Origin of the sequence: Mesorhizobium delmotii, assembly GCF_900149755.1 — a bacterium.
In the GTDB taxonomy this organism is placed as follows: Bacteria; Pseudomonadota; Alphaproteobacteria; order Rhizobiales; family Rhizobiaceae; genus Mesorhizobium; species Mesorhizobium delmotii.
On sequence record NZ_FUIG01000042.1, the window covers coordinates 94752 to 121226 of the forward strand.

25 protein-coding genes are annotated in these 26475 nt (G+C 62.7%); 8 read left to right on the forward strand and 17 right to left on the reverse strand.

Going from position 1 to position 26475, the window contains the following annotated elements; genetic code table 11:
* Window positions 1-4 precede the first annotated feature (4 nt).
* Complete coding sequence (locus tag BQ8482_RS24820) at window positions 5-586, forward strand: demethoxyubiquinone hydroxylase family protein (protein ID WP_123149997.1); 582 nt, start codon at window positions 5-7, stop codon at window positions 584-586.
* 6 nt (window positions 587-592) lie between these two features.
* On the opposite strand, the gene alaS is transcribed toward BQ8482_RS24820, so the two are convergent.
* Both alaS and recA read right to left on the reverse strand, forming a co-directional pair.
* A complete protein-coding gene (alaS, locus tag BQ8482_RS24825; RefSeq protein ID WP_123150100.1) occupies window positions 593-3259 on the reverse strand; it encodes an alanine--tRNA ligase in 2667 nt (888 codons plus the stop codon).
* 255 nt (window positions 3260-3514) lie between these two features.
* Window positions 3515-4612 carry a recombinase RecA gene (recA, locus tag BQ8482_RS24830; RefSeq protein WP_008875470.1) on the reverse strand — a complete coding sequence of 366 codons (1098 nt, stop codon included), beginning with the start codon at window positions 4610-4612 and terminating at the stop codon, window positions 3515-3517.
* Window positions 4613-4886: 274 nt separating this feature from the next.
* Between recA and BQ8482_RS24835 the strand changes: the two genes are divergently transcribed.
* Window positions 4887-5825 carry a carbohydrate kinase family protein gene (locus BQ8482_RS24835; protein ID WP_123149998.1) on the forward strand — a complete coding sequence of 313 codons (939 nt, stop codon included), beginning with the start codon at window positions 4887-4889 and terminating at the stop codon, window positions 5823-5825.
* 19 nt (window positions 5826-5844) lie between these two features.
* Here BQ8482_RS24835 and BQ8482_RS24840 read toward each other — a convergent pair whose 3' ends face one another.
* Window positions 5845-6168, reverse strand: a complete 324-nt coding sequence (locus BQ8482_RS24840; RefSeq protein ID WP_077371584.1) for a TfoX/Sxy family protein — start codon at window positions 6166-6168, stop codon at window positions 5845-5847.
* 90 nt (window positions 6169-6258) lie between these two features.
* Here BQ8482_RS24840 and BQ8482_RS24845 point away from each other — a divergent pair, with 90 nt between their 5' ends.
* The gene (locus BQ8482_RS24845; RefSeq protein ID WP_123149999.1) at window positions 6259-6756 is read left to right on the forward strand and encodes a GFA family protein; all 498 of its coding nucleotides are present in this window, start codon (window positions 6259-6261) and stop codon (window positions 6754-6756) included.
* Between the two features lie 135 nt (window positions 6757-6891).
* On the opposite strand, the gene sufA is transcribed toward BQ8482_RS24845, so the two are convergent.
* The 8 genes from sufA to BQ8482_RS24885 all read right to left on the reverse strand — a co-directional run bounded on the left by sufA (window position 6892) and on the right by BQ8482_RS24885 (window position 15041).
* Window positions 6892-7272, reverse strand: coding sequence for a Fe-S cluster assembly scaffold SufA (gene sufA, locus BQ8482_RS24850; protein ID WP_006206001.1), 381 nt, complete (start codon window positions 7270-7272; stop codon window positions 6892-6894).
* 802 nt (window positions 7273-8074) lie between these two features.
* Window positions 8075-8467 (reverse strand): SUF system Fe-S cluster assembly protein, encoded by a 393-nt coding sequence (locus tag BQ8482_RS24855; RefSeq protein WP_123150101.1) that lies wholly within the window; start codon window positions 8465-8467, stop codon window positions 8075-8077.
* 5 nt (window positions 8468-8472) lie between these two features.
* Window positions 8473-9714: a cysteine desulfurase gene (locus BQ8482_RS24860; protein WP_123150000.1), complete on the reverse strand. Its 1242-nt coding sequence runs from the start codon at window positions 9712-9714 to the stop codon at window positions 8473-8475.
* Between the two features lie 105 nt (window positions 9715-9819).
* The gene (sufD, locus tag BQ8482_RS24865; protein ID WP_123150102.1) at window positions 9820-11088 is read right to left on the reverse strand and encodes a Fe-S cluster assembly protein SufD; all 1269 of its coding nucleotides are present in this window, start codon (window positions 11086-11088) and stop codon (window positions 9820-9822) included.
* 43 nt (window positions 11089-11131) lie between these two features.
* Entirely contained in the window at window positions 11132-11887 is a 756-nt protein-coding gene (gene sufC / locus BQ8482_RS24870) for a Fe-S cluster assembly ATPase SufC (RefSeq protein WP_123150103.1), read from the reverse strand.
* Window positions 11880-12170, reverse strand: a complete 291-nt coding sequence (locus BQ8482_RS24875; protein WP_123150001.1) for a hypothetical protein — start codon at window positions 12168-12170, stop codon at window positions 11880-11882. The genes sufC and BQ8482_RS24875 overlap by 8 nt, the downstream gene beginning before the upstream one ends.
* 4 nt (window positions 12171-12174) lie before the next feature.
* Window positions 12175-13692: a Fe-S cluster assembly protein SufB gene (sufB, locus tag BQ8482_RS24880; protein ID WP_123150002.1), complete on the reverse strand. Its 1518-nt coding sequence runs from the start codon at window positions 13690-13692 to the stop codon at window positions 12175-12177.
* A 173-nt stretch (window positions 13693-13865) separates the two neighbouring features.
* A complete protein-coding gene (locus BQ8482_RS24885) occupies window positions 13866-15041 on the reverse strand; it encodes a cysteine desulfurase family protein (protein ID WP_123150104.1) in 1176 nt (391 codons plus the stop codon).
* 241 nt (window positions 15042-15282) lie between these two features.
* On the opposite strand from BQ8482_RS24885, the gene BQ8482_RS24890 reads away from it, so the two are divergent.
* Together BQ8482_RS24890 and BQ8482_RS24895 are read left to right on the forward strand one after the other, a co-directional pair.
* On the forward strand, window positions 15283-15957 hold the full coding sequence (locus BQ8482_RS24890) for an alpha/beta hydrolase (protein ID WP_027154148.1): 675 nt from the start codon (window positions 15283-15285) through the stop codon (window positions 15955-15957).
* The gene (locus tag BQ8482_RS24895) at window positions 15920-16612 is read left to right on the forward strand and encodes an FMN-binding negative transcriptional regulator (RefSeq protein WP_244602955.1); all 693 of its coding nucleotides are present in this window, start codon (window positions 15920-15922) and stop codon (window positions 16610-16612) included. Before BQ8482_RS24890 ends, BQ8482_RS24895 begins: the two co-directional genes overlap by 38 nt.
* A gap of 114 nt (window positions 16613-16726) precedes the next feature.
* On the opposite strand, the gene BQ8482_RS24900 is transcribed toward BQ8482_RS24895, so the two are convergent.
* Together BQ8482_RS24900 and BQ8482_RS24905 are read right to left on the reverse strand one after the other, a co-directional pair.
* A complete protein-coding gene (locus tag BQ8482_RS24900; protein ID WP_095490814.1) occupies window positions 16727-17059 on the reverse strand; it encodes a lipid-A-disaccharide synthase N-terminal domain-containing protein in 333 nt (110 codons plus the stop codon).
* The gene (locus BQ8482_RS24905; protein WP_123150004.1) at window positions 17052-17780 is read right to left on the reverse strand and encodes a glycosyltransferase family 2 protein; all 729 of its coding nucleotides are present in this window, start codon (window positions 17778-17780) and stop codon (window positions 17052-17054) included. Before BQ8482_RS24905 ends, BQ8482_RS24900 begins: the two co-directional genes overlap by 8 nt.
* A 411-nt stretch (window positions 17781-18191) precedes the next feature.
* Here BQ8482_RS24905 and tyrS point away from each other — a divergent pair, with 411 nt between their 5' ends.
* Window positions 18192-19445 (forward strand): tyrosine--tRNA ligase, encoded by a 1254-nt coding sequence (tyrS, locus tag BQ8482_RS24910; RefSeq protein WP_123150005.1) that lies wholly within the window; start codon window positions 18192-18194, stop codon window positions 19443-19445.
* A 655-nt stretch (window positions 19446-20100) separates the two neighbouring features.
* On the opposite strand, the gene BQ8482_RS24915 is transcribed toward tyrS, so the two are convergent.
* Genes BQ8482_RS24915 through BQ8482_RS24925 form a run of 3 tightly spaced genes read right to left on the reverse strand, consistent with a single transcriptional unit; the run spans window position 20101 to window position 22666 of the window.
* Complete coding sequence (locus BQ8482_RS24915) at window positions 20101-21345, reverse strand: sensor histidine kinase (RefSeq protein WP_123150006.1); 1245 nt, start codon at window positions 21343-21345, stop codon at window positions 20101-20103.
* 3 nt (window positions 21346-21348) lie between these two features.
* Entirely contained in the window at window positions 21349-22050 is a 702-nt protein-coding gene (locus BQ8482_RS24920; RefSeq protein ID WP_123150007.1) for a response regulator, read from the reverse strand.
* A 43-nt stretch (window positions 22051-22093) separates the two neighbouring features.
* Complete coding sequence (locus BQ8482_RS24925) at window positions 22094-22666, reverse strand: Spy/CpxP family protein refolding chaperone (RefSeq protein ID WP_123150008.1); 573 nt, start codon at window positions 22664-22666, stop codon at window positions 22094-22096.
* A 133-nt stretch (window positions 22667-22799) separates the two neighbouring features.
* On the opposite strand from BQ8482_RS24925, the gene BQ8482_RS38305 reads away from it, so the two are divergent.
* Window positions 22800-22946, forward strand: coding sequence for a hypothetical protein (locus BQ8482_RS38305; protein ID WP_165848704.1), 147 nt, complete (start codon window positions 22800-22802; stop codon window positions 22944-22946).
* Between the two features lie 274 nt (window positions 22947-23220).
* Window positions 23221-25053 carry an adenylate/guanylate cyclase domain-containing protein gene (locus BQ8482_RS24930; RefSeq protein WP_244602956.1) on the forward strand — a complete coding sequence of 611 codons (1833 nt, stop codon included), beginning with the start codon at window positions 23221-23223 and terminating at the stop codon, window positions 25051-25053.
* Window positions 25054-25282: 229 nt separating this feature from the next.
* Here BQ8482_RS24930 and BQ8482_RS24935 read toward each other — a convergent pair whose 3' ends face one another.
* Window positions 25283-26341 (reverse strand): alpha-hydroxy acid oxidase, encoded by a 1059-nt coding sequence (locus BQ8482_RS24935; protein WP_123150009.1) that lies wholly within the window; start codon window positions 26339-26341, stop codon window positions 25283-25285.
* Between the last annotated feature and the right edge of the window lie 134 nt (window positions 26342-26475).

Sequence of the window (26475 nt, forward strand, 5' to 3'; positions counted from 1 at the left end):
CTCCATGGTTGAACACTCTCACCAGGACGCGCTAACGGTGGCCAGAATAGTCAGAGTCAACCACGCCGGCGAGTTCGGCGCGATCAGAATCTATTCGGCGCAGATTCTTGTCTCGAAGCGTTTCTGGCCGCGTTGCGTGCCGTCTTTGTCAGAGATGCTTGGGCATGAGCGCAGTCATTGCGCTGCTTTCCGTGCAGCCATGCCGTCGCGACATTCGCGACCGTGCCGCGTGATGCAATTCTGGAGCTGGGGCGGCTGGCTGCTGGGTTTCCTCACTGCCCTGCTCGGCCCGCAAGGCATCTGGGCCTGCACCGCAGCGGTCGAAGCGGCGGTGCACCGCCATCTCGACGATCAGCTATTCTTTCTTGCCGGACGCGATCGCGAGTTGCACGGCACCATCCTGTCCATCCGCGAAGAAGAGCTTTCCCATCTCCGTCACGCCGAAGAGCAGTTGAGATCGCCCGGACCGTTGCTGAACCTCCTGCGCGCAGCGATCTCCGTCACCACCGACTGCCTGATCTGGCTGTCCACCTGGGGCGACTCCACGCGAATGACGCGCGCCCTGAAGGCAGCAAAGCATGCCTGACGGGCGCTATGCGGCCTCCAGCGCCGCCTTCACCGCAGCGATCGCATTCTCGGCTTTCGAGGCATCCGGGCCGCCGGCCTGGGCCATGTCAGGCCGACCGCCGCCGCCCTGCCCGCCCAATGCCGCGGACGCTACGCGGACCAGATCGACCGCGCTGAAGCGGCCGGTCAGGTCGTCGGTGACGCCGACTACGACGCTGGCCTTGTTGTCCTCGCCGGCGCCAACGAAGACGACGACGCCGGAGCCGAGCGACTTCTTGCCGGCATCGGCCAACGGCTTCAAGTCCTTTGGCGAGACGCCCAATACCGCTTTGCCGAGAAAGCCGACACCGGCAATGGTCTCATTTTCGGCCGGCACACCGGCTGGCGAGCGGTCGCCCAGCGCCAGCTTCTTGCGCGCCTCGGTCAGCTCCTTTTCAAGCTTCTTGCGCTCGTCGAGCAGCGCCTCGACGCGAGTCGGCACGTCGGCCGGCGAAATCTTGAGCGTGGCGGCGACCGCTTTTAGCCGCTTGTCCTGCTCGTCGAGATGCTTTCTGGCCGCCTCTCCGGTCAACGCCTCGATCCGGCGCACGCCGGCGGCAACAGCGCCTTCCGAGACCAGCCGGACCAGGCCGATATCGCCGGTGGCGCCGACATGGGTGCCGCCGCACAGCTCGACCGAATAGGGCTTGCCGGCCTTGTCGCCGGTGACCCCAGTGCCCATCGACACGACGCGAACCTCGTCGCCGTATTTCTCGCCGAACAGCGCCATGGCGCCCTCGGCGATGGCGTCGTCGACGCTCATCAGCCGCGTCGTCACCGGGCTGTTCTGCACGACGATCTCGTTGGCCATCGCCTCGACGCGTTCCAGTTCCTCGGCCGAGATCGGCTTCGGATGGGAAAAGTCGAAGCGCAGCCGTTCCGGCGCAACCAGCGAACCCTTCTGCGCGACATGGGTGCCGAGAACCTCGCGCAGCGCCTCGTGGACAAGGTGGGTCGCCGAATGGTTGGAGCGCAGCCGCGTGCGCCTGACATGGTCGACCTTTAGCTCGACCGCTTCACCCGTCCTGACGGTTCCATTGGTAACCTTGCCAAAATGCACGAACAGGCCGTCGCCCTTCTTCTGCGTGTCGGTAATGTCGATGGCAAAACCTTCGCCCGAAATCACGCCGGTGTCGCCCATCTGGCCGCCGGACTCGCCATAGAACGGCGTCTGGTTGACGACGACGCCGACGGTGTCGCCGGCAACGGCGCTCTCCACCGCAAGGCCATCCCTGACCAGCGCCTGAACGATGCCTTCCGCTTGCTCGGTGTCGTAGCCCAGGAACTCGGTCGCGCCCGCCTTTTCGCGCACCGCGAACCAGACGGTCTCGGTGGCAGCGTCGCCGGAGCCGGCCCAGCTCTTCCGCGCCTCGGCCTTCTGGCGCTCCATCGCTGCATTGAAGCCGTCGAGGTCGACCGAAACGCCACGCGCACGCAGGGCGTCCTGGGTGAGATCGAGCGGGAAGCCGTAGGTGTCGTAGAGCTTGAACGCCGTCTCGCCGTCGAGCCGGTCGCCGCTGCCCAGCGTCTCGGTTGCATCGGCAAGCAGGCCGAGGCCGCGCGCCAGCGTCTTGCGGAAGCGCGTTTCCTCGAGCTTCAGCGTCTCAGTGATCAGCGGCTGGCCGCGCACCAGTTCGGGATAGGCCTGGCCCATCTCCCGCACCAGCGCCGGCACCAGCCGCCACATCAACGGATCACCGGCGCCCAAAAGCTGCGCATGACGCATGGCGCGGCGCATGATGCGACGCAGTACGTAGCCGCGGCCCTCGTTCGACGGCAGCACCCCGTCGGCGATGAGGAAGCTCGAGGCGCGCAGATGATCGGCAATGACGCGGTGGCTTGCCCGGTTCTTGCCTTCCGCCTTGACGCCGGTCGCCTCTTCCGAGGCTCGGATCAGCGCCTTGAACAGGTCGATGTCGTAATTGTCGTGCTCGCCCTGCAGGACGGCGGCGATGCGCTCCAAACCCATGCCGGTATCGATCGACGGGCGCGGCAGTTCGATCCGCTCCGCCTTCGTCACCTGCTCGAACTGCATGAAGACGAGGTTCCAGATCTCGATGAAACGGTCGCCGTCCTCATCCGGACTGCCGGGCGGGCCGCCAGGAATGTCGGCGCCATGGTCGTAGAAGATTTCCGAGCACGGGCCGCAGGGGCCGGTATCGCCCATCGCCCAGAAATTGTCGCTGGTGGCGATGCGGATGATCCTGTCCTCCGGCAGGCCGGCGATCTTCTTCCAGAAGCCCGCGGCCGCGTCGTCGGTATGGTAGACAGTCACCAGAAGCCTATCCTTGGCGATGCCGAACTCACGGGTAATCAGGTTCCAGGCGAGCTCGATGGCGCGCTCCTTGAAATAATCGCCGAAAGAGAAATTGCCGAGCATCTCGAAGAAGGTGTGGTGACGGGCAGTGTAGCCGACATTGTCGAGGTCGTTGTGCTTGCCGCCGGCGCGCACGCATTTCTGCGAGGTCGTGGCGCGCGAATAGGGACGGGTTTCAAACCCGGTGAAGACGTTCTTGAACTGCACCATGCCGGCGTTGGTGAACATCAGCGTTGGGTCGTTGCGCGGCACCAGCGGGCTCGACGCCACGACCTCGTGACCCTCTTTGCGGAAATAGTCGAGAAATGCCGACCTGATCTCGTTGACGCCACTCATGAATACTGCCTTTTCGAGAGAACCACCGATTGCCGGCGGAAAACAGACATGGCCTTTTAGCGGTCGCACCGCACCCTGTCCAGAAACACGGAATTGCTCCAAATCGTAGCCTTGGCCGGCTGTTCGGAATGGCCAGAGCCACCGCCAAAAACGCAAACCGCCGGCCCAAGGCCGGCGGTATGAACACATCGATACACCAACTCAATTCGGGATACGTGAACTCAAACGGATATTCTGGTTGGCACAGCCTGCATCCTACATCGCGCCCGCTTCGTCCTCGAAACCGTCGTCTCCGCCTTCGGAACCACCATTCTCGAGGAATTTCTCGGCGATCAGCCCGGCATTCTGCCTCAGTGCCAGCTCGATTTCGCGCGCCGTGTCGGGATTGTCGCGCAGGAACAGTTTTGCATTCTCGCGGCCCTGGCCGAGACGCTGCGAATTGTAGGAGAACCAGGCGCCCGACTTCTCGACCACGCCGGCCTTGACGCCGAGGTCGACCAACTCGCCGGTCTTGGACACGCCCTCGCCATACATGATGTCGAATTCGACCACCTTGAAGGGCGGTGCCAGCTTGTTCTTGACCACCTTGACGCGGGTCTGGTTGCCGACGACCTCGTCGCGGTCCTTGACCGAGCCGATGCGGCGAATGTCGAGGCGCACCGAAGCGTAGAATTTCAGCGCGTTGCCGCCGGTCGTGGTCTCGGGCGAACCGAACATGACACCGATCTTCATGCGGATCTGGTTGATGAAGATGACCATGGTGTTGGAGCGCGAGATCGAGGCGGTCAGCTTGCGCAGCGCCTGGCTCATCAGGCGGGCCTGCAGGCCCGGCAGCGAATCGCCCATTTCGCCCTCGATTTCGGCGCGCGGCGTCAGCGCCGCGACCGAATCGACCACCAGCACGTCGATGGCGCCGGAACGCACCAGCGTGTCGCAGATCTCCAGCGCCTGCTCGCCAGTGTCGGGCTGCGAAATCAGCAGGTTTTCGAGATCGACGCCGAGCTTGCGGGCATAGACCGGGTCGAGCGCATGCTCAGCATCGACGAAGGCGCAGATGCCGCCCTTCTTCTGGGCCTCCGCCACCGTGTGCAGCGCCAGCGTCGTCTTGCCCGAGCTTTCCGGCCCGTAGATCTCGACGATGCGGCCGCGCGGCAGGCCGCCGACACCAAGCGCGATGTCGAGGCCAAGCGAACCGGTCGGCACCGTTTCGATCTCGACGACCTGCTCGTTTGCGCCGAGCCGCATGATCGAGCCCTTGCCGAAGGCACGCTCGATTTGCGACAGCGCCGCGTCCAGAGCCTTTGATTTATCCACTGCTTTGTCCTCTACAAGCCGCAAAGAATTCTGAGCCATGATACATCACCCCTTGGTCGTCAATGAAGGCCGGACAATCCGTAATCCTTATCAATTTGTACCTTTTTTGTTCTCGTCTGGCAAGGGGAGGCAAGCGATTGAAAAACAAACAATATCCGGATTTGTTCTTTTTTTGTTTCGTGTTTTCACCCCAGGATGTATCCCGCTTCACCCGCAGGATTCTGCTGGGCATCTTCCGAATCGCGCCTCCGGTTGCCGGGTTCCGCCTGACAACCTAGTCTCACCCGGCAACAGCAAAGGTCATCTCGCCGGCATGATGAAGTCGCCGACAATCCTGGCCGTGGGCGGCGCCTATATCGAACGGCGCGGCCAGGTTTCGGGCGCCTTCGTGCCGGCGGCGTCAAATCCCGGCACGATGCGCGAGGCTGTCGGCGGTGCCGTCTTCAATGCGCTGCGCAGCGCCGTGCGCCGCGGCGTCTCCGGTTCGCTGCTTTCGGTGCGCGGCGGTGATGTTCTGGCCGATACGGTCTCGCGCGCCATCACTGCGGCCGGCATTGCCGATCTGTCCGTGGTGTTCCTCGATCGCACGACGCCGAGCAGCACGGTGCTGATTGACGGCGACGGCGCACTGATCGTCGGCCTTGCCGACATGGCGCTCTACGACCTGGCGCTTCCCAAGCAGATCCGCCGTGCCAAGGTGCGCGAGGCGATCAGCACCGCCGATGCGGTCCTGTGCGACGCCAACTTGCCGTCGACGGCGCTGGAGCGGCTGGTGGCGCTTGCCGCCGGCAAGCCGGTCTTCGCCCTCGCCGTCTCACCAGACAAGGCGGTGCGGCTCGCGCCGGTGCTGGGCAGCCTGGCGATGGTCTTCATGAACCGGCGTGAGGCCATCGCACTCGCCGATGTCGGTATCGACGCTGCGGAGCAAGATATCGCCGACGGCCTGAGGCGGGCGGGCCTCAAAGGCGGCGTGGTGACGGCGGATGACGGTCCGGTGCTGGGTTTCGACGAAGCCGGCGCCTTCTCGATCCTGCCGCCGAAAAAAGTCGCGGACGGCGCCGCCGATGCGCTGGCGGGCGCAACGGTCGCCGCCCTGCTGCGCGGCCTGACGCTGCGCGCGGCGCTGCGCGACGGCGTTGCCGCAGCAATGCTCGCGATCGAAAGTGCCGAGCTTGTGCCGGTCTTTACGGCGGCAGACTTTGCCGACGCGCTGGCCCTTGTGCCCGAGCCGCAGAAAATTGGCATGAGCTGATGACCAGTGGAGAGGCAGCCTATTTGCCGGCACGCAGCCCCGCTTCATAGGCCCGGCGTGCCCAGACCGCCATCTCATCCGGATCGTCGAACGCGCTGTCGGGAACGCTCCAATACGGCATCGACACCAGCTTGCCGTGCCGCGACCCCGTATAGGTCCATTGCCGACAGCCGGCCGCCTCGAATTCGGGCGCGCTTTCCGCGTCGGCCTTCAGCATCAATTCGCCACGCACCACGATGGCGACGATAACGCCGTCAAAATAGATGCCCTTGCCACCGAACATCTTGCGAATGCTGACCGGGCCGAGGCCTTCGAAAAGTTCGGCAATGCGTTCATTGTCCATGCCGCGATCATGTCACCCGGATTTCCCCTTGTCATCGCCGCAACCGGCACCATCCTGACAAGTTGAAAACCAATTTCGTCGGAGTTTTTCATGCCGCTTCTGCTCAAAGGGTCCTGCCGGTGCAATGCTGTCCGATTCGAGGTGGAGAGCCACACGCCGGTGCCGTTCATGCTCTGCTACTGCTCGATCTGCCGCAAGCAGCAGGGCGGCGGTGGCTTTGCCATCAATCTCGGCGCCGATTACGAGACGCTCAAAATCAAGGGCAAGCGCAATCTCGGCGTCTACCGGGCCGAGATCGAGGACGACGAGCATCCGCAGTGCGAGATCTCGTCAGGCGAGCGGAATTTCTGCAGGAAATGCGGATCGGCACTGTGGCTCTACGATCCGACCTGGCCGGAACTGGTCCATCCCTTCGCCTCGGCGATCGACACAGACCTGCCGAAACCACCTGAAAAGGTCCATCTCATGCTGAAATACAAGGCAAACTGGGTGGAGCCCGAGATCGGCAAGGGCGACAAGGTTTTCGATGTCTATCCCGAGGAATCAATCGCAGGCTGGCACAGGCGGACGGGAATGTGGGTGGATTAGCATTTCTTCGCCCCGTTTACGGGGAGAAGATGCCGGCAGGCAGATGAGGGGCAGCGCAAACATCACACAGGCCGGCTCTGCCCCTCATCCGGCCCTTCGGGCCACCTTCTCCCCGTAAACGGGGAGAAGGGAAGATCAGGCCGATGCGCGCGCCTCGGCCAGGGCCTTTAGGTCGGCCGGCTTGAGTTCGACCGATTCGCCGCAGCCGCAGGCCGAGCTCTGGTTCGGGTTGCGGAAAGTGAAGCCGGTGCGCAGCGTCGTCTGCTCGAAATCCATCTCGGTGCCGAACAGGAAAAGCGCTGCCTCAGGTGCCACATAGACATGAGCGCCGTCGCGCTCGATATGATCGTCCTTGGTGTTGGGCTCGGTCACCAGATCGACCGTATATTCCATGCCGGCGCAGCCGCCCTTCTTGATACCAAGGCGAATGCCGTGCGCATTCTCACGGGTCGCGACAATCTCGCGCACCCGGTCGGCGGCCTTTTCGGTCATCGTGATGACGGCGAAGCGTCCCATCCTTTTTCTCCGCGTTCACGCAGGTTCAAGGCCTGCGGAATGAGTCTTCTCTAAAATGGTGAAGATTGTCGGCCGGTGCAACCCCGAATTCGCGAGGCACCTCCCCGGCACCGCGCTTGAGAGGAAGACAGACTTTTGCCCTCATCTGCAAATGCCTCACGGCTCAATACCATGACCTTGCTTGCCTTGGATAGTGTTCACCCTGGTGATATTCCCCTGAAAGATGTATTCCATGAACAAAAAAGAGCCTTACCAAATATATAATGCGATCGATACCCGAGATATTTTGATTTTCTCCGATGATCTCGACAAAATGAAAGGTAGCTTTCTGAGGCTTTTAGCGATTGCGATTTTCGTTTCTTTTATATTTTTATTCTCGTCTCAAAAATCAAGCCTATTCGGTCAAGTATTGTTCATATTTACCATCGCGATCCTGTTGTTTGTTATGGGGCTTTCTACATACCGTACCTATTTTAAGCGCCGGTCCGGAGTGATATCTCCTGATGGCATCGAAGACTCAAATATCACAACCGAGACGGTACCCTGGTCGGCGGTAAATGCCGTTGAACTAAGAACTGGAACGGGGCAACAACCCCTGGCCGTCCTTTTGCAGCTAAAGCCCCGCGCCGGCGACATGCTCAAGCTGACTAGGCGCGGCAGAAGATTATTTCTTTATAACAATACACTTTGGATCCCAGTCGGAAGGGGCATGATAGTCGCCGGAAATCCGGCAAGTCCCGAAAGCTTTTGGAGAACGATCGAGGCCTACGCCAAACTTATGGCAAAGAGGTCAATTGATTCCTCAATACCAGCCAACCGCGACCTGCGCCTCTTCCGACATGCGGTCGGGCGACCAGGGCGGATCGAAGGTCATGTTGACCTCGACGCCGGACACGCCTTCGACGGCGCCGACGGCATTTTCCACCCAGCCGGGCATTTCGCCGGCGACCGGACAGCCGGGCGCGGTCAGCGTCATGTCGATCTTGACCGAGCGGTCGTCCTCGATGTCGATCTTGTAGATCAGACCAAGCTCGTAGATGTCGGCCGGGATTTCAGGATCGTAGACCGTCTTCAGCGCCGAGACGATGTCGTCGGTCAGCCGCGCCAGCTCGTCGGCGGGAATGGCCGGGGCGGAAACCAGACCGTTGGCAGTCGTTTCCGAAGTGGTCTCAGCGGTGCGGCCTGCATCATCCATGATCGTCATCCGAAGAACTTTCGCGCTTTTTCGAGCGCATCGGCCAAAGCGTCGACTTCGGCCCTGATATTATACATGCCGAACGATGCCCTGCATGTGGAGGTTACGCCGAAGCGTTTCAACAGCGGCTGCGCGCAGTGCGTGCCGGCGCGGACGGCGACGCCTTGCCTATCGATCACCATCGACACGTCGTGGGCATGAATGCCCTGCAATTCGAAGGAGATGATGGCGCCCTTATCCGGCGCATCGCCGAAGATGCGCAGCGAATTGATGGCCCTCAGCCGCTGATGGGCATAGTTCTTCAGATCGGCTTCGTGCGCGGCAATCCGCTCGCGGCCGATCTTTTCCATGTATTCGAGCGCAGCACCCAGCCCGATCGCCTGGACGATCGGCGGCGTGCCGGCCTCAAAGCGGTGCGGCGGATCATTGTAGGTGACGAAGTCTTGCGTCACCTCCTCGATCATCTCGCCGCCGCCCATGAACGGGCGCATGCGCTCCAGCATGTCCTTCTTGCCATAGAGCACGCCGATGCCCGAGGGCCCGTAGACCTTGTGGCCGGTGAAGACGAAGAAATCGCAGTCGAGATCCTGCACGTCGATCGGCATATGCACGGCGCTCTGGCTGCCGTCGACCAGCACCGGAATGCCGCGCGCATGCGCAATGCGCACGATCTCCTTGATCGGCGTCACCGTGCCCAGCGCATTCGACATGTGCGTGATGGCGACCAGTTTTGTGCGGTCGGTCAGCCGTTTCTCGAACTCCTCGATGTGGAAGATGCCGAGATCGTCGACCGGCACCCAGACCAGTTTCGCGCCCTGCCGCTCGCGGATGAAATGCCACGGCACGATGTTGGAATGGTGCTCCATGATCGACAGGACTATTTCATCGCCCTCGCCGATATTGGGCATGCCGAAGCCATAGGCGACGGTGTTGATCGCCGCGGTGGTGTTCGAGGTGAAGACGATGTTGTCGGTATCAGGCGCGTTCAGAAATCTTTGCACAATCTTGCGCGCGTTCTCAAAGGCGTCGGTCGCGGCATTGGACAGGAAATGCAGGCCACGATGGACGTTGGCGTATTCCTGGGAATAGGCGTGCTGGATGGCGTCGAGCACGGCCTGCGGCTTCTGCGCCGAGGCGCCGTTGTCGAGATAGACCAGCGGTTTGCCGTAGACTTCCCGCGACAGGATCGGGAAGTCGCGGCGTATCGCCTCGACGTCGTAGGGGATGTTTTCGACTTTCTGGTCCATCATAAGCTCTCTAGAGGCATCGCCTCATTCCGTCCAACACCCCTCATCCGTCTTGGCGCTACGCGCCAATCCACCTTCTCCCACAAGGGGAGAAGGTTGGGCGCGTTACCCGTGCGCCGCGAACCAGCCGTCGAGCCTCGTTTCCAGCGCCTCGACGATCGCCTCGTCGTCCAGTTCCTCGATCACCTCGGCGACGAACGCCTTCACCAACAGGCCACGCGCGGTCTTCTCGTCGACGCCGCGTGCCATCAGGTAGAACAGGTGGCTATGGTCGATCTCGGTGACGGTCGCGCCATGGCCGCAGACGACGTCGTCGGCGAAGATTTCGAGCTCAGGCTTGGTCGAGAACTCGCCATCATCCGACAGAAGCAGCGTGTTGCAGGCCATCTTGGCGTTGGTCTTCTGCGCATATTGGTGGACGTTGATGCGCCCCTGGAAGACGCCGCGCGCTCTTCCGGTCACCACGTTGCGGATCACCTCCGTTGAAGCCGTGTGCGGCACGGTATGGTCAAGCACCATGGTCACGTCGGTATGCGTGTCGCCGGCAAGCAGGTTGATGCCGCGCAGCGTGAAGTCGGCGCCTTCGCCGGTGGTCTTCACCACGATCTCCTGGCGCACCAGCTTGCCGCCGGCGTTCATGACGAACAGCGTCAGCTTCGCATCCTTGCCGAGATGCGCCTTGAATTGGGCAAGATGCGTCGCCGTATCCGGCTGCTCCTGCACGATGAGCCAGGTCACGTCGGCGCCCTCTTCAAGCAGAAGCTGGCTGACCGAGCTGACCAGCCCCGCGCCCTCGCCCGCCTGGCGCTCGACGATAACGGCCTTGGCGCCGGCGCCGACGCGGACGCTGAGGCGCACATGTGTCTGGCCGCCGGCCTGCAGGTTCTGCAATTCGATCGGCTTGTCCAGTTCGGTGCCGTCGGCGATGTCGACAAAATAGCCGTCGGCCACGAAAGCCGTGTTCAGCGCGCCGATGGCATCGTCGGCTCCATAGGCATCGAGCCCCGGCGCTGCGCTGCCGTCAGTCAGTTTCTCCGACAGCCGCTGCACGGCAATGCCCTCGATATCAGGCAGTTTCGCGCTCGACACGCCGTTCAGCACCGGCAGGACGGCGGAACCTTCGACAACGGGCGCAATGGCTTTCGCGGCGGCTGCGGAATCGAAGTCCGGCACCGTAGTCAGCAGGCGGCGCAGGTCGGTGTAGTGCCAGGATTCGATGCGTCGCGTCGGCAGGCCGCTCTTGATCGCCTCGATGGCGTCGTCGCGCTTCAGCATTACCGTGTTGTCGCCGGGCAGCAGCGACAGCCGGTCGCTGAAGGCGTCGATCAGCGCCGTTTCGGCCGGCGTCCGCTGGGGTGTCGTGTGTATGTTCATCAGTTTCGCCTTGCTTGGCTTGCCTTCTGGGCCTTCTGGCATCTCACGCGGCTTGGCCGATCACGCCGGCATAGCCATTGGCCTCGAGGTCGAGCGCCAGCGACTTGTCGCCCGACTTGACCACCTGGCCTCTGTACAGCACGTGCACACTGTCCGGCACGATGTATTGAAGCAGGCGCTGGTAATGGGTGATGATGACGATGGCGCGGTCTGGCGCGCGCAACGCATTGACGCCTTCAGAGACGATCTTCAGCGCATCGATGTCGAGGCCGGAATCAGTCTCGTCGAGCACACACAGTTTTGGCTCCAGAAGCTTCATCTGCAGGATCTCGGCGCGCTTCTTCTCGCCGCCGGAAAAGCCGACATTGAGCGGCCGTTTCAGCATCGCCATATCCATGTCGAGCAAGGCGGCGGCGTCTTTCACGCGCTTCAGGAATTCGGGGATCTTCAGCGGCTCCTCGCCGCGCGCCTTGCGCTGCTCGTTCATCGCCACTTTCAGGAATTCCATCGTCGCCACGCCCGGTATCTCCATCGGATACTGGAAGGCGAGAAAGATCCCTGATGTGGCGCGCTCGGCCGGGTCCATTTCGAGGATCGACTGGCCGTTGTAGAGGATATCGCCTTCGGTCACCTCATAATCCTCGCGCCCGGCGAGGATGTAGGACAGCGTCGATTTTCCCGAGCCGTTGGGGCCCATGATGGCGGCGACCTCGCCGGCTTTCACCGTCAGGTCCAGGCCGCGGATGATCTCGGTGCCGTCATCGACGATGCGGGCATGCAGGTTTTTGATTTCAAGCATCATTTTCTACTTTCGTGTTCTTGTTGTTCTCGACGCCCGGTCCTTGACGGGATCTCCCTAAAAGCGCGCCCGCAAGATCGCCAGTAACGAACATCCAGCCAAAAAACCCAATTCCGCCTAGGCCCGCAATCGAACCACCAATATTCCTTACCGAACTCAAGCCAAACACTGCGCCTATCAGAGCCACCACGGCACCCCCAATAGCCAGCGTCAGCAAGAGCATCAGAACGATGATTATCAAGCTCTCGATCCGCTCGAAGAATTTCCAGGAGCGCCGTTCCATCTAATCAGCCCACCGAGCCTTCCAGCGAGATCCCAATCAGTTTCTGCGCCTCGACTGCGAATTCCATCGGCAGTTGCTGGATGACGTCCTTGACGAAGCCGTTGACGATCAGCGCGATCGCCTCTTCTTCCGGAATGCCGCGCTGCATGACGTAGAACTTCTGGTCCTCGGAGATTTTCGACGTCGTCGCCTCGTGTTCGAACTGTGCCGTGGCGTTCTTGGCTTCCATGTAGGGCACGGTGTGCGCACCACACTGGTCGCCGATCAGCAGCGAGTCACAGTTGGTGAAGTTGCGGGCGTTGGTCGCCTTGCGGTGCGCCGAGACCTGGCCGCGATAGGTGTTCTGCGAGTAGCCGGCGGCGATGCCCTTGGAGATGATGCGGCTCGACGTGTTCTTGCCGAGATGGATCATCTTGGTGCCGCTGTCGACCTGCTGGTAGCCGTTCGACACGGCGATCGAATAGAACTCGCCGCTGGAATCGTCTCCGCGCAGGATGCAGCTCGGATATTTCCAGGTAATCGCGGAGCCGGTCTCGACTTGCGTCCACGAAATCTTCGAACGGTGGCCACGGCAGTCGCCGCGCTTGGTGACGAAATTGTAGATGCCGCCCTTGCCCTCGGCGTCGCCGGGGTACCAGTTCTGCACCGTCGAGTATTTGATCTCGGCATCGTCGAGCGCGATCAGTTCGACCACGGCTGCGTGAAGCTGGTTCTCGTCGCGCTGCGGCGCCGTGCAGCCTTCGAGATAGGAGACGTAAGCCCCCTCCTCGGCGATGATCAGCGTGCGCTCGAACTGGCCGGTGTTCTTCTCGTTCATGCGGAAATAGGTCGACAGTTCCATCGGGCAGCGTACGCCCTTGGGCACGAAGACGAACGAGCCGTCGGTGAACACCGCCGAATTCAGCGTGGCGTAGAAATTGTCGGAGGTCGGCACGACCGAGCCGAGATATTTCTTCACCAGTTCAGGGTGCTCACGGATGGCTTCCGAGATCGAGCAGAAGATGACGCCGGCCTGCGCCAACTCCTTCTTGAAGGTGGTGACGACGGAAACCGAATCGAACACGGCGTCGACGGCGACGCGGCCCGACTTATAGACATTGTCGCTGGCTTCCTCGAGTTCCGACGCATCGGTCTTCTGCACGCCGGCAAGGATTTCCTGTTCCTTCAGCGGGATGCCGAGCTTTTCGTAGACCCTCAACAGCTCGGGATCGACGTCGCTCAGCGATGTCGGTCCCGGCGTGCTCTTGGGCGCCGCATAATAGTGGAGGTCCTGGAAATCGATCTTCGGATAATGGACGCGCGCCCACTTCGGCTCGTCCAGCGTCACCCAGCGCCGATACGCTTCCAGACGCCATTCCAGCATCCAGGACGGCTCGTCCTTCTTCGCCGAAATGAAGCGGATAATGTCTTCGCTCAGGCCCTTTGGGGCCTTGTCCATCGCGATTTCGGTCTGGAATCCGTATTTGTATTGGTCGACGTCGATCTTTCGGACCCGATCGATCGTGTCCTGCACAGCAGGCATTAGCGTTCTCCATCCACGCCGGGGTCAAGGCCCGGCAGTTTTCAAACTATGGCACCGCGAAACCAGCACCCGTGAGGCACCCAAGGCGGCGTAAGTTCCATATAGTGCGTCCTTGCCGGAAATTCACCCGGCCACCATGAAACGCACGGCTCTACCAGGCCGGAAGGCCTGCATCATTCTGCCGCACTCAGGCAGCTTTCTTCCCTGCCCCCGCGGCGTGAGGCGATACCTGCCAGCGCAGTGCGGAACAGTTCGATGTCCTCGGCGCTCGTTGCGTGGCCGATGGACACACGCAAAGCGCCAAGGCTGTCACTGTGCCCCATCGCTTTCAGCACATGGCTCGGGCCGACCTTGCCCGAGGAACAGGCGGAACCGGCCGACAGCGCCACGCCCGCCAGATCGAAGGCGATCTGCGCCGTCTCGGCCTTGATGCCCGCAATAGCGAAGAATGTCGTATTGGCAAGCCTCGTCGCGCCGGTTCCGAAGACTTCCGCATCCGGCACCAGCGTTTTCACGATGGCCTCGATCTCGTCGCGGCGGCTACCGACCGCATCGATGCTCTTCAATCCGATCAGGGCCTCCCGCGCCGCCGCGCCAAAACCAGCGATCGCGGCCAGATTTTCGGTGCCGCCACGATGACCCTTTTCCTGGCCGCCGCCGGCGATCAAGGGCCCAGGCATCATCAGGTCCGAGGCGGCGATAATGGCGCCAACGCCCTTGGGACCACCGATCTTGTGCGAGGACAAAATTAGGTAATCGGCGTAACCCACTGACATATCGAGCGGAATGCGACCGGCCGCCTGCACGGCGTCGACGATCAGGATGCCGCCGGCCGGCTTGACGATTTCGGCGATGCGGTCGATCGGCTGGATGACGCCGGTCTCGTTGTTGGCGGCATGGATCGCCACCAGCGGCAGGCCGTCTGCCTTGTCATGACGGCCAAGTGCCGAGGCCAACGCGTCCAGCCTGACAATGCCGTCGGCGTCGACGCCGATCCGCGTCACCCGGGCTGCCGGAAAACGCCCGCCACTCAGTATACAAGGATGATCGGCTTCGCAGACATAGAGCCGGCTCATGCGGATAGCGCCGCGCCCCATCTGCCAGTCCGGCGTCAGCAACGTCGAGGCGGCTTCCGTCGCACCGGAGGTGAACACGACATGCTCGGCCGTGGCGTTGACCAGCGCCGCCACGTCGCGCCTTGCATGTTCGATCAGCCGCCGTGCGGCGCGGCCCTCGGCATGGACCGACGACGGGTTGGCGGCATCGAGCGCGGCAATCATTGCCGTACGCGCCGCGGCAAGCAGCGGCGCGCTGGCATTGTAGTCGAGATAGGCGCGTGGTCCGGCCATTTTCGTTTCAATCGGTCCCTTCAAGAGCCATTCCGCGAGGTTTGCGCGTTATTTCCTTGAAATTGCAAGGCAAGACGTCCTATTTACGCGGCGTGCGGCGTGGGTAGCCGAGCCATTGCGTTTTGGCCACCCAGTTTTGAACAATTCTAAACTAGCTTCTAGAAAGACGCTCGCCCTGCGTCAAGGCCAGAGGAAGAGTTGTTCCGGGCGCCGCGCATTCTTACGCCATGTGGAGTATTTTATGCCTGAGGTCATTTTCACCGGTCCGGCCGGCCGCCTGGAGGGTCGCTACCAACCTTCCAAGGAAAAGAGCGCGCCGATTGCCATCATCCTGCACCCGCACCCCCAGTTCGGCGGCACGATGAACAACAAGATTGTCTACGACCTCTTCTACATGTTCCAGAAGCGGGATTTCACCACGCTTCGCTTCAATTTCCGCGGCATCGGCCGCAGCCAGGGCGAATTCGACCACGGCACCGGCGAATTGTCGGATGCGGCCGCGGCACTTGACTGGGTGCAGTCGCTGCATCCGGATTCCAAGAGCTGCTGGGTCGCCGGCTATTCGTTCGGCTCGTGGATCGGCATGCAGCTTCTGATGCGCCGGCCGGAGATCGAAGGCTTCATCTCGATCGCGCCGCAGCCCAACACCTATGATTTCTCGTTCCTGGCGCCCTGCCCGTCGTCAGGCCTCATCATCCATGGCGACGCCGACAAGGTCGCGCCGCCAAAGGACGTGCAGGGGTTGGTCGACAAGCTGCACACGCAAAAGGGCATCACCATCACCCAGAAGACCTTGCCCGGCGCCAACCATTTCTTCTCCAACGATGCGGACCTCCTGCTCCAGGAATGCGCGGACTATCTCGATCGCCGGCTGGCCGGTGAATTGTCCGACCCGCGGCCGAAACGGTTGCGATAGCAGCGATGTACCAGCCCCGCATTTCCAGGAAACGCGACAGGACGTCCTGCACGGGCTGATCCGGGCGCATCCGCTTGGGCTGCCGATTTCAAATGGAGCCGAGGGGCCGGTCGCGAACGCGATCCCGTTCCTGCTCGACGCCGAAGTGCCACCGAACGGCAGGCTGCGCGCCCATCTGGCGAGAGCCAACCCGCAATGGCGCCTGCTGGCCGACAGCCCGGCATCGCCCGTGCTGGTCGTCTTCCAGGGCACCGATGCCTATGTGACGCCGTCCTGGTACGAGACCAAGCGCGAAACCGGGAAGGTCGTGCCGACCTGGAACTACGCCATTGTCCAGGTGCGCGGTGCCGTCAGGGTGATCGAGGACCAGGATTGGCTGGCCCAGCAGATTTCCGATCTGACGGTATCACAGGAAGCCGCTCGCGAAGCACCCTGGGCTGTGACCGACGCACCAGCCCCCTTCATCCAGTCGCAGATCAAGGGCATTATCGGGCTGGAAATCGAGATCACGGACATGCAAGGCAAGTGGAAGGTCAGCCAGAACCGGCCTATCGCCGACCGTAGCGGTGTCGCCGAGGGGCTCGAGAGCGAGGGCCCGAACTCGCCCGACATGGTCCGGCTGGTACGATCCTACGGCGGACTGGACGACGGATAGCACCGACCTTGTGCAAGGTCGCAGCCCGGAGTCTCCCAGGGATTTGCTGTGGCCAGGAACGCATCGGTGTCGACCTTGCCGGCTTGCGCCACGTCGCGCTGAGAGGCAGGTCGCTCAATCGACCTTCGTCATCGCCGCCTTGTGCTCGTTGGCGATCAACCACAGGTTGCGGATGTAGATGAACAGGCCCAGGGCTTGGCCGGCGATGAACACCGGATCCTGCCGCTGGATGGCGTAGATCAGCAGCAGGCTGCCGCCGAACAGCGAAAAGAACCAGAAAGCGATCGGCACGACGCTGCGCTTGGCTTTTTCCGATGCGACCCACTGCACGACGAAGCGCATGCTGAAGAAGAACTGGGCGACAAAGCCGAGCAGAATCCACGTATCGAACTGCTTGACGAAGACGTCGTGAAGCCAGGTCGCCAGTTCCTGAAGCACGTTAGCCATGCCGGATTTCCTCTGTTTTTGGCATTCTGCGACGCCGGCGGCGCAGCCACCAGACACCGGCGAGATCAAGCACCCCTTGCAGGCCGCGATCGAAAATCCCGTAATTCGACTTGCCGTGGCGGCGAGAGCGGTCGACCACGTCGCAATGCACGACGCGATACCCCTCCTGGATGACGAGGGCCGGAACAAAGCGGTGCGTGCCGTCGAAGAACGGCAATTTCCTGAGGATGTCGGTATGGATCGCCTTCAGGCCGCAGCCCGTGTCGCGGGTCTCGTCATGCAGGACGGCCTTTCTCAGCCAGTTGGCAAAACGGGACGCCAGTTGCTTGATCTTGCTGTCGCGACGCTTCAGCCGCTGCCCTTGCGCAACGCCGAAACCGGGACCGGCCTGCCGCAGGGCATCGACCAGCACCGGAATATATTTGGGATCGTTCTGGCCGTCGCCATCGATCGTGGCGACGATATCGCCGCGGGCCGCCCATGCGCCCGAACGCACAGAGAGAGACTGGCCGGCGGATTTCTCATGCCGGAGGTGGCGAAGCGGAAACGGGCGAAGCACTGCCTGGGCGGCAAGCACCGAGGTGGTCCCGTCGGTCGAACCGTCATCGACGACGATCACCTCGAAGGCGCGCCCGGCCATCGCCGCCCCGATCTCGTCGAGCAGAAGCGGCAGGTTCGCCGCCTCGTTCCGGCAAGGAATGACGATGGATATCTCCGGCATTTCGCGTCGGGCTCTGTCACAGGATATTGGCATTCGATTCGATGCCGTGCGGTGCCCTTCCAGCGGGTCATGTGCGGCGAGAACCCGCTGGCGCGGCGCCTCATTACGCCAGCCCAAACGATGAAGCAAGGATGCAGCCGGAAGGCGAGCTTGCGCCGTTTCAAGGCTCGTGATTGCGTTCGCACCGAACCGGTCATGTAAAACGCGACCGGATGCAAAACCGGATTCCCCTTTTGCTGACCGCGCTTGGATGCTAAACGCCCGCGTTCACGCATACCACGCCCGATCCGCTTCGGGGACCGGATGCAAATCCGGATTCCCCTTTTGCTGACCGCGCTTGGATGCTAAACGCCCGCGTTCACGCATACCACGCCCGATCCGCTTCGGTTGGGCGCTTTCGGGAAAGAAAAAATGTCCGCCTTCAAATCCGATTTCCTGCGCATAATGAGCGAGCGCGGTTTCATCCACCAGATTTCGGATGATGCCGGCCTCGACCAGCTTTTCGCCAAGGAAACGGTGACCGCCTATGTCGGTTACGACGCCACGGCGACCAGCCTGCATATCGGCAATCTGATTTCCGCGACCATGCTCTACTGGCTGCAGGAGACCGGCCACCGGCCGATCGCGCTGATGGGCGGCGGCACCTCGATGATCGGCGACCCGTCCTTCCGCGACGACCAGCGCAAGCTTTTGACGCCTGAGGCCATCGCCACCAACATCGAAGGCATCAAACGCATCTTTGGCCGCATCCTGCGTTTCGGCGACGGTCCGAACGACGCGATCATGGTCAACAATGCAGACTGGCTGATGAAGCTCAACTATGTCGAATTCCTGCGCGATGTCGGCCGGCATTTTTCGGTCAACCGCATGCTGACCTTCGACAGCGTCAAGCTGAGGCTTGAGCGCGAACAATCGCTGTCGTTCCTCGAATTCAACTACATGATCCTGCAGGGCTATGATTTCGTCGAGCTCAGCCGGCGATATGGCTGCCGCCTGCAGATGGGCGGATCGGACCAGTGGGGCAACATCATCAACGGCGTCGATCTCGGACACCGCATGGGTACGCCGCAGCTTTATGCCCTGACCACACCGCTGCTGACGACGTCGTCAGGCGCAAAGATGGGCAAATCGGCGAAGGGCGCGGTCTGGCTGAACGGCGATCTCTACTCGCCCTATGATTTCTGGCAGTACTGGCGCAACACCGAGGACGCCGACGTCACGCGCTTCCTCAAGATTTTCACCCGCCTGCCGCTCACCGAGATCGCGCGGCTCGCCGCCCTTGGCGGCTCCGAGATCAACGAGGCCAAGAAGGTCCTGGCCACGGAAACGACGGCCATCGTGCACGGCCGCGCGGCAGCCGAGCAAGCCGGGGAAACCGCGCGCAAGACATTCGAAGAAGGCGCGCTGGCCGAAACGCTGCCGACCGTCGAGGTCGGCAAGGCCGACCTGGAAAGCGGCGTCGGCATATTGTCGCTGTTCGTTACCGCCGGGCTGGCTGCGTCCAACGGCGAGGCGCGGCGACACATCCAGGGCGGCGCTGTGCGGCTGAACGACCAGTCCGTTTCCGATGATCGCCGGTTGGTGACACTTCAGGATCTCGGCCCGGAACAAGTCGTAAAACTGTCGCTCGGCAAGAAAAAACACGTTCTGGTGCGGCCAGTCTGACCAGCGCCTGATCGATCCCGATGGAATCGGGATGGGGCTCCATTAGCCCTTTTCCGAAACCGGTTTCACTTCTTGCTGCGCTGACCTTCGGTTCGGGATCACGGCCTAGGTAAAACTTAATCAGGTAGCTACTGAGAATGGCCGAGATGGGTTGCCATTCGTCTCATCGATCGGAACGAGCAGGTAGCGCCATCTCCAGACCTTCTCGAAGTGGTCCTGTACGTCGCGGCCCGCCGTTACAGACCTCCGCCCCGAGGCAAGAGCACCGTCAAACCCTGACCCTCCAAGACATTCAGTTGGCGCACGAACGGCCGCCATCGAGTGGAAAGCCGCCTTTGAGCCTGTGATGATGGTCAGGTGTCGTGGAAGGGGGGCAAGAGCCGACGTGATAGGCCATAGGCCCCAACTTTTTACGCGGTGGAAACTTGCATGTTCGAGAGCAAGTGCGCGGACGCATACGCTTCGCGTATATTGTGTAGGCGAAGGACCCGGCGCTCTAGCGACCGCATAAGAAGGGCCTCGCGAGTTACCGCTCAGATGCGCGAAACCCTGGCTCTTCCGTCGATGATCTCGCCGTCGGGAATTCGTGCGTTAATCATACCTTCCTTCCGCCCCGCCGAGGGGGCTGCTTTCACAAGGGTATGCGCCCGCCGTACTAAGATATTGCCGGAAACGTGACGACGAAGCAGGCGCCGCCGCCGGACGGCGATTTGTGGTGCACAGTTGCGCCGTGGTGCAAGGCGATTTGGCGCACCAGCGACAGTCCGAGGCCCCAGCCGCCGGCCATCTCGCTGCGGCCCTGTGGTCGGAAGAACGGCTCGAAGACGCGCTCGCTGGTACCTTCCGGCAGGCCCGGTCCGTGATCGCGCACCTTGAGCACCACAGAGCCGCCTTCGGTTCCCACATGCGCGCTGACCGGCGGGCTGCCATGTCTCTGCGCGTTCTGCATGAGATTGCGAACCAGCCGCGTGAGCAGTGTCGGGTCGCCCGACACGATGCCGGGTTCGCCCGACACGTCGACGCCGGAGCGCGCGCCTTCCTCGGCCGTAAGCGCCAGCAGATCCACCGGCTCCACCCGTTCCAGCTTCTCGATATGGTCGAGCCTGCTGGCAAGCAGGATTTCCTCCACCAGCGCATCGAGTTCGGCGAGGTCACGCACGATCTCGTCGCGCATCGGGCCGCTCTGTCCGTCGGCGTTGAGGTCGATCGCCATGCGCAGGCGCGCAAGCGGCGAGCGCAACTCGTGACTGGCATTGGCAAGGAGCGAGCGGTGCGCGACAAGCAGCCGCTCGATCTGCTCGGCGGCGCGGTTGAAGCTCGCCGCCACCGCCGCAACCTCATCGTTGCCCCTCACTGCGACGCGCGTGTCGAGGGCGCCTTTGCCCCAGCGATCCACGCCCTGGCGCAATGCTTCAAGGCGGCGTGTAAGATGACGCACGACCGGAAAGGCGGCAAGCCCTATCACCGCGGCGATCAGCGCGAGAAAGGCAAGTGGGCTGCGCCCGGCCGGGCCGAACGGCACTCTCAGCCGCGCCGCGATCACCCTTCCGTCCGGCTGCCGGCTGATCAGCAGGTGATGCCCGCCGGGACGCATCCTGCGCCGCGATCCGATCTCTTGCGGGGGGATCGGCCGCCCGGCCGCTGCAAGCAGCCGACCCTGCGGTCCGTAGACGGAGATGTCGGCATCGAAGGCCGCCGAAAGCCGCTCGACCGTCGCCTGCAGCAAGGCGGGGTCGGAGTCTGCCGGCAGCATCGCCTCGATGAAGGCGTCGCGCCGGCCACTCCAGCCGGCATGTTCGCGTTCCTGGCCCATGCGTACGAAGATCGCGCTGGCGATCGCCACTACGGCGAGGCTGACGAGCACGGTGAGATAGATCTTGACGAAAAGGCTGCTGCGCATGGCTTATCTGTCACCGTCCTGGAAACGGGCAAAGACATAGCCCGCGCCGCGTACCGTAAGGATGCGGCGAGGATGTCTCGGATCGGTCTCGATCGCGGCGCGGATGCGCGAGACATGCACGTCGATCGACCGGTCGAACGCTTCCAGTTCTTCGCCCTTGACCATGTCCATGAGCTGCTCGCGCGACAGCGTGCGCCCGGCATTTTCGGCGAGCGCCACCAGCAGGTCGAACTGGTAGCTGGTCATCGGGCAGTCGCGCCCTTCGACGCGGGCCGAGCGCGAGGAAGGGTCGATCTCCAGCCGTCCGAAGCGGAGGATGCGCGGGGAGGCGTTCGCGCCGGCGTTGCGGCGGCGCAGGATTGCCTTCAGCCGCGCCAGCAACTCGCGCGGATTGAACGGCTTCGGCAGATAATCGTCGGCGCCTATTTCCAACCCCACGATGCGGTCGGTCTCGTCGCCTCGCGCCGTCAGCATCAGAACCGGCACATCGAAGTTCGCGCGGATGCGCTTGAGCGCCTCGAAGCCGTCCATGTCAGGCAGCATGACGTCGAGAATCACGGCATCGGGCGACAGCCGCGCGATCTCGGCAATACCTGCGCCCGCCGTCTCCGCCGCTCGCACACGAAAGCCGTTGCCCGTCAGATATTCCGCGAGCATGGCGGACAGGCGCCTGTCGTCGTCGACGATGAGAACCTGGTCCGCCATGCTCGTTTGTTTGCTCCGATTCGAAACTATGCCGGTACAGAGCTTACCAGCGGCGGTGCCAGCCGCGATCCTCGAAATGTTCTACCAGCTCCGCCCGTTGCTCGGCCGTCAGCACCTCGGCGGCGTCGAGCAGCGCCGTCGTCAGCTTGCGCGAGGCCTCGTCGACCGCCGCGACGCGCTCGGCTCGCAGCTTCTCCGCTGCCTCGCGGTCGATGGTTGCGGCGCCGAGCAGCTTGGCGACATCGTCTCGCGTGTCGCGGAAGCCGCGCATGATCGGGCGGACATCGTCGTGGAGCTTGTCCATGATCGCCTCCAGCTTGTCTTCCTGCTCGGGTGTGGCGTCGACCTCATCGAGCATGCGCTCAAAGTGATGGCCGCCGAAACCCGGGCCGCCAAACCCCATGCCGTGGCGGAAATTGGCCTGCATGCCGGGACCGCCGTCGCTCTCGCCCATGCCGAAGCGCTGCATGCGCCCGTAATCCTGGCTGAGCGCGCCGGCGACGCCGACGCCGGCAAGCGCCGCTATCGCAATGCCGCCTATGGCGATGCGCTTGCCCCAGCTCTTCTTCTGCGGGGTGCCGGAGAGGCCGGCCGGTTCCTGATGGTTCGTTTCCATGATGCTGGTCCTTTCGCTAATGCGGCATCTCTGCCGCGACTGGGCCAGACTAGGAGCGCAATGTTTCGGCTGTTGCGGGCGAATGTAAAGTTGTGTGAAGCCGGCAAGGCGCTATTGCGGCGGGGCAGCGGGAGTGCTGCGGTGGTTCTCCACCCTACCTGAAACCCCGCGTCTTGAGCTTGATCTGATCGATGTGGCCGTAAGCGTCAATCTTTACGGTTTGCTGAAGGATGCGCCACTTGCCGACCTCAGCACCTCTAAGCGCGAACGTCTGGTGTGATGCCCGATGCGGGCGCTCGTAGGGCATCTCGCTGTTACATCGCGGTGACAAAAGCACCACCACGATGGCGTCAACCGGTTACACAGAGCAGGAAATATCTCCGGCCTTCTGGGAGTGGTCAGCGTCCCCAGAGGCTGCGTGGGCGTGTCGTCGGTTGGGCTGTTAGCGCGGCGACTGGAAAGCTCCACGCCTCGCAAGCGGGATAGCGAAGTCTCGTGAAGGCAAGGTCAAGCTGCGTTCTCCGTTCTGTATTCACGGGCGGCGACTGGGAGAGATGGATACCATGCACGAAGGGCGTCCGGAAGTTGGCAGGACATGGACGCGGGGCGGCCCGCGTGCAGGCGCCTGGCTGAGCGATGCAATGACCACGCAGCGCCGCCTCGCAGCGATCCTGGCTTGCGACGTGGTCGGCTATTCGCGCTTGACGGAGCGCGACGAGCGCGGCACGCTCGAGCGACTGAAGATCTACCGCAAGGACCTCCTCGAACCGCTGGTCTCCGAGCACCAGGGTCGGATCGTCAAGCTCACCGGCGACGGCATGCTGTGCGAGTTCGCGAGCGTCGTTAACGCGGTGACCTCGGCAATGGCGATCCAGCAGGCCTTGGCAGAACACGAGGCGGAGACGCCGGAGGGAGAGCGGATTCGCTTCCGCATCGGCGTCAATCTCGGCGACGTGGTCTGCGAGGAGGACGGCGACCTCTACGGCGACGGGGTCAACATCGCCGCCCGCCTCGAAAGCATCGCCGATCCCGGCACCGTGGTCGTCTCGGGCACCGCCTACGACCACCTTCAGGGCAAGCTCGACTGCGGCTTCACGCCGCTCGGCGCCCTGCGCCTCAAGAACATCGAGCGGCCTGTGCGCGCCTACCGCGTCGAGACCGACGCCAGCGCCTCGGTGGCTGCACTGCCTCCCCTGCCCGAGAAACCCTCGATCGCGGTTCTGCCTTTCACCAACATGAGCGGCGATCCCGACCAGGAATACTTCGCCGACGGGCTGGTGGAGGACATCATCACGGGATTGAGCCGGGTGAACTCCTTCTTCGTGATCGCCCGCAACTCGTCCTTCACCTACAAGGGCCGGGCGGTGGACCTGCGCCAGGTCGGGCGCGAACTGGGCGTCCGCTACGTGCTCGAAGGCAGCATCCGCAGAGCAGGATCGCGGGTGCGCATCAGCGGGCAGTTGGTGGACGCGATCAGCGGACACCATGTCTGGGCCGACCGCTTCGAGGGCGACGTGAGCGACATCTTCGACCTGCAGGACAAGGTGACCGAGAGCGTCGTCGGCGCCGTCGAGCCGAGCATCCGGCTGGAGGAGATCAAGCAGGCGCGCATGAAGCCGACCGACTACATCAGCGCCTACGACCTCTACCTTCGCGCGCTGCCGCGCTTCTACAGCATGACGCGCGAAGGCTTCGCCGACGTGCGCCGGCTCACCAACGAGGCGCTCAGCATCGACCCTAGCTTCAACTTGGCGAAGGCACTCGGCGCCTATATCCGCAGCCTATCCGTGAGCCAGTGCTGGCACGAGCCCGACGATATCCGAGTCGCCGCGCGCATGGCGCGCGAGGTACTGGCGGAAGCGCGCGACGACCCCACGAGCCTACGCTTCGCCGCGCAGGTGATCGCCTACAGCGCGAAGGACTACGAGATGGCGCTGGGCACGATCGAACGATCCCTGCTGCTCAACCCCAATTCGGCGCAGGGCCATACGGGCAGCGGCTGGGTGAACGCACATTCCAGCCGCCCGCTCGTTGCGATCGAGCACTTTCACAGGGCAATGCGGCTGAGCCCGGTCGACCCCGAGAAGGGCATCGCGCTCTCCGGCATCGGGATGAGCTACCTGATGCTCGAGCGCTACGAAGAAGCGCTGGCATGGGGAGAACGCGCGCTGCACGAGATGCCGAACTACGGCTCCTCGCACCGGGTGGTGATCATGGCGCTGGTCAAACTCAACCGGCTGGACGAGGCGCAGGCGGCGGCGCGGCGGCTGATGGAGGCGTTCCCGACCTACACGCTCACCCTGCAGAGACAGATCAACCCGTGGCGGGACAAGGTGTTCGCCGAGAGTTACGTCGAGGCGCTGGGCATCTCCGGCGTGCCGGAGTAATCGTCGCGGTTGCAAGATGCCCTCTCCTGCGCGAGGTGCCTATTGTCCTCGCGCCGATCATTGCCCCTGTGGGCGCGCCAGCCGGGCCGCCTTGTAGGCCCGGTTGTAGCGTAAAGCGGACCCCCGCAAGAGACTTCCACAATAGTGCGGTGCAGCGTGGTGATGATGTGACAAGCGCTCTGATCCGAACTGCATATCCGGCTGAACTTGGCCGAGGAATGGGCCGGCTTCACCAGATTACCGACTGGTCGATCTCGCCAACGCGCGCCCGGCCGGTTAGCGCCATTGCCACCTCGAAGTCCCGGCGAAGCAGGGTAATACAATGGGCTACGCCCTCGGCACCGCCCGTTGCCAGGGCGTAGACATAGGGGCGGCCAATCATGACTGCGCTTGCCCCTAGGGCAATCGCCTTCAAAACGTCGGTGCCACGCCTCACGCCGCCGTCGAGGATGATGGGAATCCGCCCGGCTACCCTCTCGGCGATGGCGGGCAGGGCGTCGATGGTCGCCGGCAGAGTGTCGAGGTTGCGCGAACCGTGGTTGGAGACGGCGATGGCATCGGCACCGATTCCGATCGCCTGCTCGGCATCATCAGGATCGAGGATGCCCTTCAAGATAAGCGGCAGGGTTGTCAGCGAACGTAGCCAGGCAATATCCGCCCAAGTTGGCATGGCCCGCCGCTGCGCAGTGCCAACTTTGAGCAAGCCGGTGTTTCGGTCCTTGAAGTATGGCGTTGCGAGGCTGTCGGGGATTTTGAATCCTGCCCGGAACTGCCTGCGGCGATCGCCCGGCGTTGGCATGTCGACCGTCACGCTGATCGCCTTTGCACCTAGTGCCGCCATGCGCGTTACGAGTTCGCCATTGAAACCGCGGTCGCTTTGCCAATAGAGCAAGAACCAGACTGGAGACCGGCTCACCGCAACGCAATCTTCGATCGCCGCCGTCGCCGTGGTACCCAGAGTGAATACCGCTTCGGCCACTCCGGCACCGCGCGCCGCGGCCACCTCGCCTTCCGGATGCACCAGCCGCTGATATGCTATTGGGGCCAGCATGATCGGATGCGGCAGACTTTGCCCGAAGAGCGTAATCCCGGTATCAAGCCTTGTCACATCGCGCAGCACGCGCTGCCTTAACCTGATGCGGTCGAATGCGGCTTCATTGTCACGCTTGGTGATTTCTTCGCCAGCACCGGCGGCAATGAACTCGTAAACAGCGTGTGGCAATAGCTCCCTCGCCGCCGGTTCAAAATCCGCCAGGCAGAGAAACCGGGTTTCGATGTCATGCGGCATGGACCAATCCAGTCAGCGTCTCGAAAAGACTTGGCTAACATTTGCGCAATCGCCGCTGATTCCCTCTTCGATTGCTGAAGGCAACGGCCTCTTCCTAGGCACCATACCCATGTCGCGCTGCAACGTCGAACTAT

What these genes read in the sequence shown, in the direction of transcription:
- BQ8482_RS24820 (WP_123149997.1), top strand. Translation starts at nt 5, where the DNA reads ATGGTTGAACACTCTCACCAGGACGCGCTAACGGTGGCCAGAATAGTC.
- alaS (WP_123150100.1), bottom strand. Translation starts at nt 3,259, where the DNA reads ATGAGTGGCGTCAACGAGATCAGGTCGGCATTTCTCGACTATTTCCGC.
- recA (WP_008875470.1), bottom strand. Translation starts at nt 4,612, where the DNA reads ATGGCTCAGAATTCTTTGCGGCTTGTAGAGGACAAAGCAGTGGATAAA.
- BQ8482_RS24835 (WP_123149998.1), top strand. Translation starts at nt 4,887, where the DNA reads ATGATGAAGTCGCCGACAATCCTGGCCGTGGGCGGCGCCTATATCGAA.
- BQ8482_RS24840 (WP_077371584.1), bottom strand. Translation starts at nt 6,168, where the DNA reads ATGGACAATGAACGCATTGCCGAACTTTTCGAAGGCCTCGGCCCGGTC.
- BQ8482_RS24845 (WP_123149999.1), top strand. Translation starts at nt 6,259, where the DNA reads ATGCCGCTTCTGCTCAAAGGGTCCTGCCGGTGCAATGCTGTCCGATTC.
- sufA (WP_006206001.1), bottom strand. Translation starts at nt 7,272, where the DNA reads ATGGGACGCTTCGCCGTCATCACGATGACCGAAAAGGCCGCCGACCGG.
- BQ8482_RS24855 (WP_123150101.1), bottom strand. Translation starts at nt 8,467, where the DNA reads ATGGATGATGCAGGCCGCACCGCTGAGACCACTTCGGAAACGACTGCC.
- BQ8482_RS24860 (WP_123150000.1), bottom strand. Translation starts at nt 9,714, where the DNA reads ATGGACCAGAAAGTCGAAAACATCCCCTACGACGTCGAGGCGATACGC.
- sufD (WP_123150102.1), bottom strand. Translation starts at nt 11,088, where the DNA reads ATGAACATACACACGACACCCCAGCGGACGCCGGCCGAAACGGCGCTG.
- sufC (WP_123150103.1), bottom strand. Translation starts at nt 11,887, where the DNA reads ATGCTTGAAATCAAAAACCTGCATGCCCGCATCGTCGATGACGGCACC.
- BQ8482_RS24875 (WP_123150001.1), bottom strand. Translation starts at nt 12,170, where the DNA reads ATGGAACGGCGCTCCTGGAAATTCTTCGAGCGGATCGAGAGCTTGATA.
- sufB (WP_123150002.1), bottom strand. Translation starts at nt 13,692, where the DNA reads ATGCCTGCTGTGCAGGACACGATCGATCGGGTCCGAAAGATCGACGTC.
- BQ8482_RS24885 (WP_123150104.1), bottom strand. Translation starts at nt 15,041, where the DNA reads ATGGCCGGACCACGCGCCTATCTCGACTACAATGCCAGCGCGCCGCTG.
- BQ8482_RS24890 (WP_027154148.1), top strand. Translation starts at nt 15,283, where the DNA reads ATGCCTGAGGTCATTTTCACCGGTCCGGCCGGCCGCCTGGAGGGTCGC.
- BQ8482_RS24900 (WP_095490814.1), bottom strand. Translation starts at nt 17,059, where the DNA reads ATGGCTAACGTGCTTCAGGAACTGGCGACCTGGCTTCACGACGTCTTC.
- BQ8482_RS24905 (WP_123150004.1), bottom strand. Translation starts at nt 17,780, where the DNA reads ATGCCGGAGATATCCATCGTCATTCCTTGCCGGAACGAGGCGGCGAAC.
- tyrS (WP_123150005.1), top strand. Translation starts at nt 18,192, where the DNA reads ATGTCCGCCTTCAAATCCGATTTCCTGCGCATAATGAGCGAGCGCGGT.
- BQ8482_RS24915 (WP_123150006.1), bottom strand. Translation starts at nt 21,345, where the DNA reads ATGCGCAGCAGCCTTTTCGTCAAGATCTATCTCACCGTGCTCGTCAGC.
- BQ8482_RS24920 (WP_123150007.1), bottom strand. Translation starts at nt 22,050, where the DNA reads ATGGCGGACCAGGTTCTCATCGTCGACGACGACAGGCGCCTGTCCGCC.
- BQ8482_RS24925 (WP_123150008.1), bottom strand. Translation starts at nt 22,666, where the DNA reads ATGGAAACGAACCATCAGGAACCGGCCGGCCTCTCCGGCACCCCGCAG.
- BQ8482_RS24930 (WP_244602956.1), top strand. Translation starts at nt 23,221, where the DNA reads ATGGATACCATGCACGAAGGGCGTCCGGAAGTTGGCAGGACATGGACG.
- BQ8482_RS24935 (WP_123150009.1), bottom strand. Translation starts at nt 26,341, where the DNA reads ATGCCGCATGACATCGAAACCCGGTTTCTCTGCCTGGCGGATTTTGAA.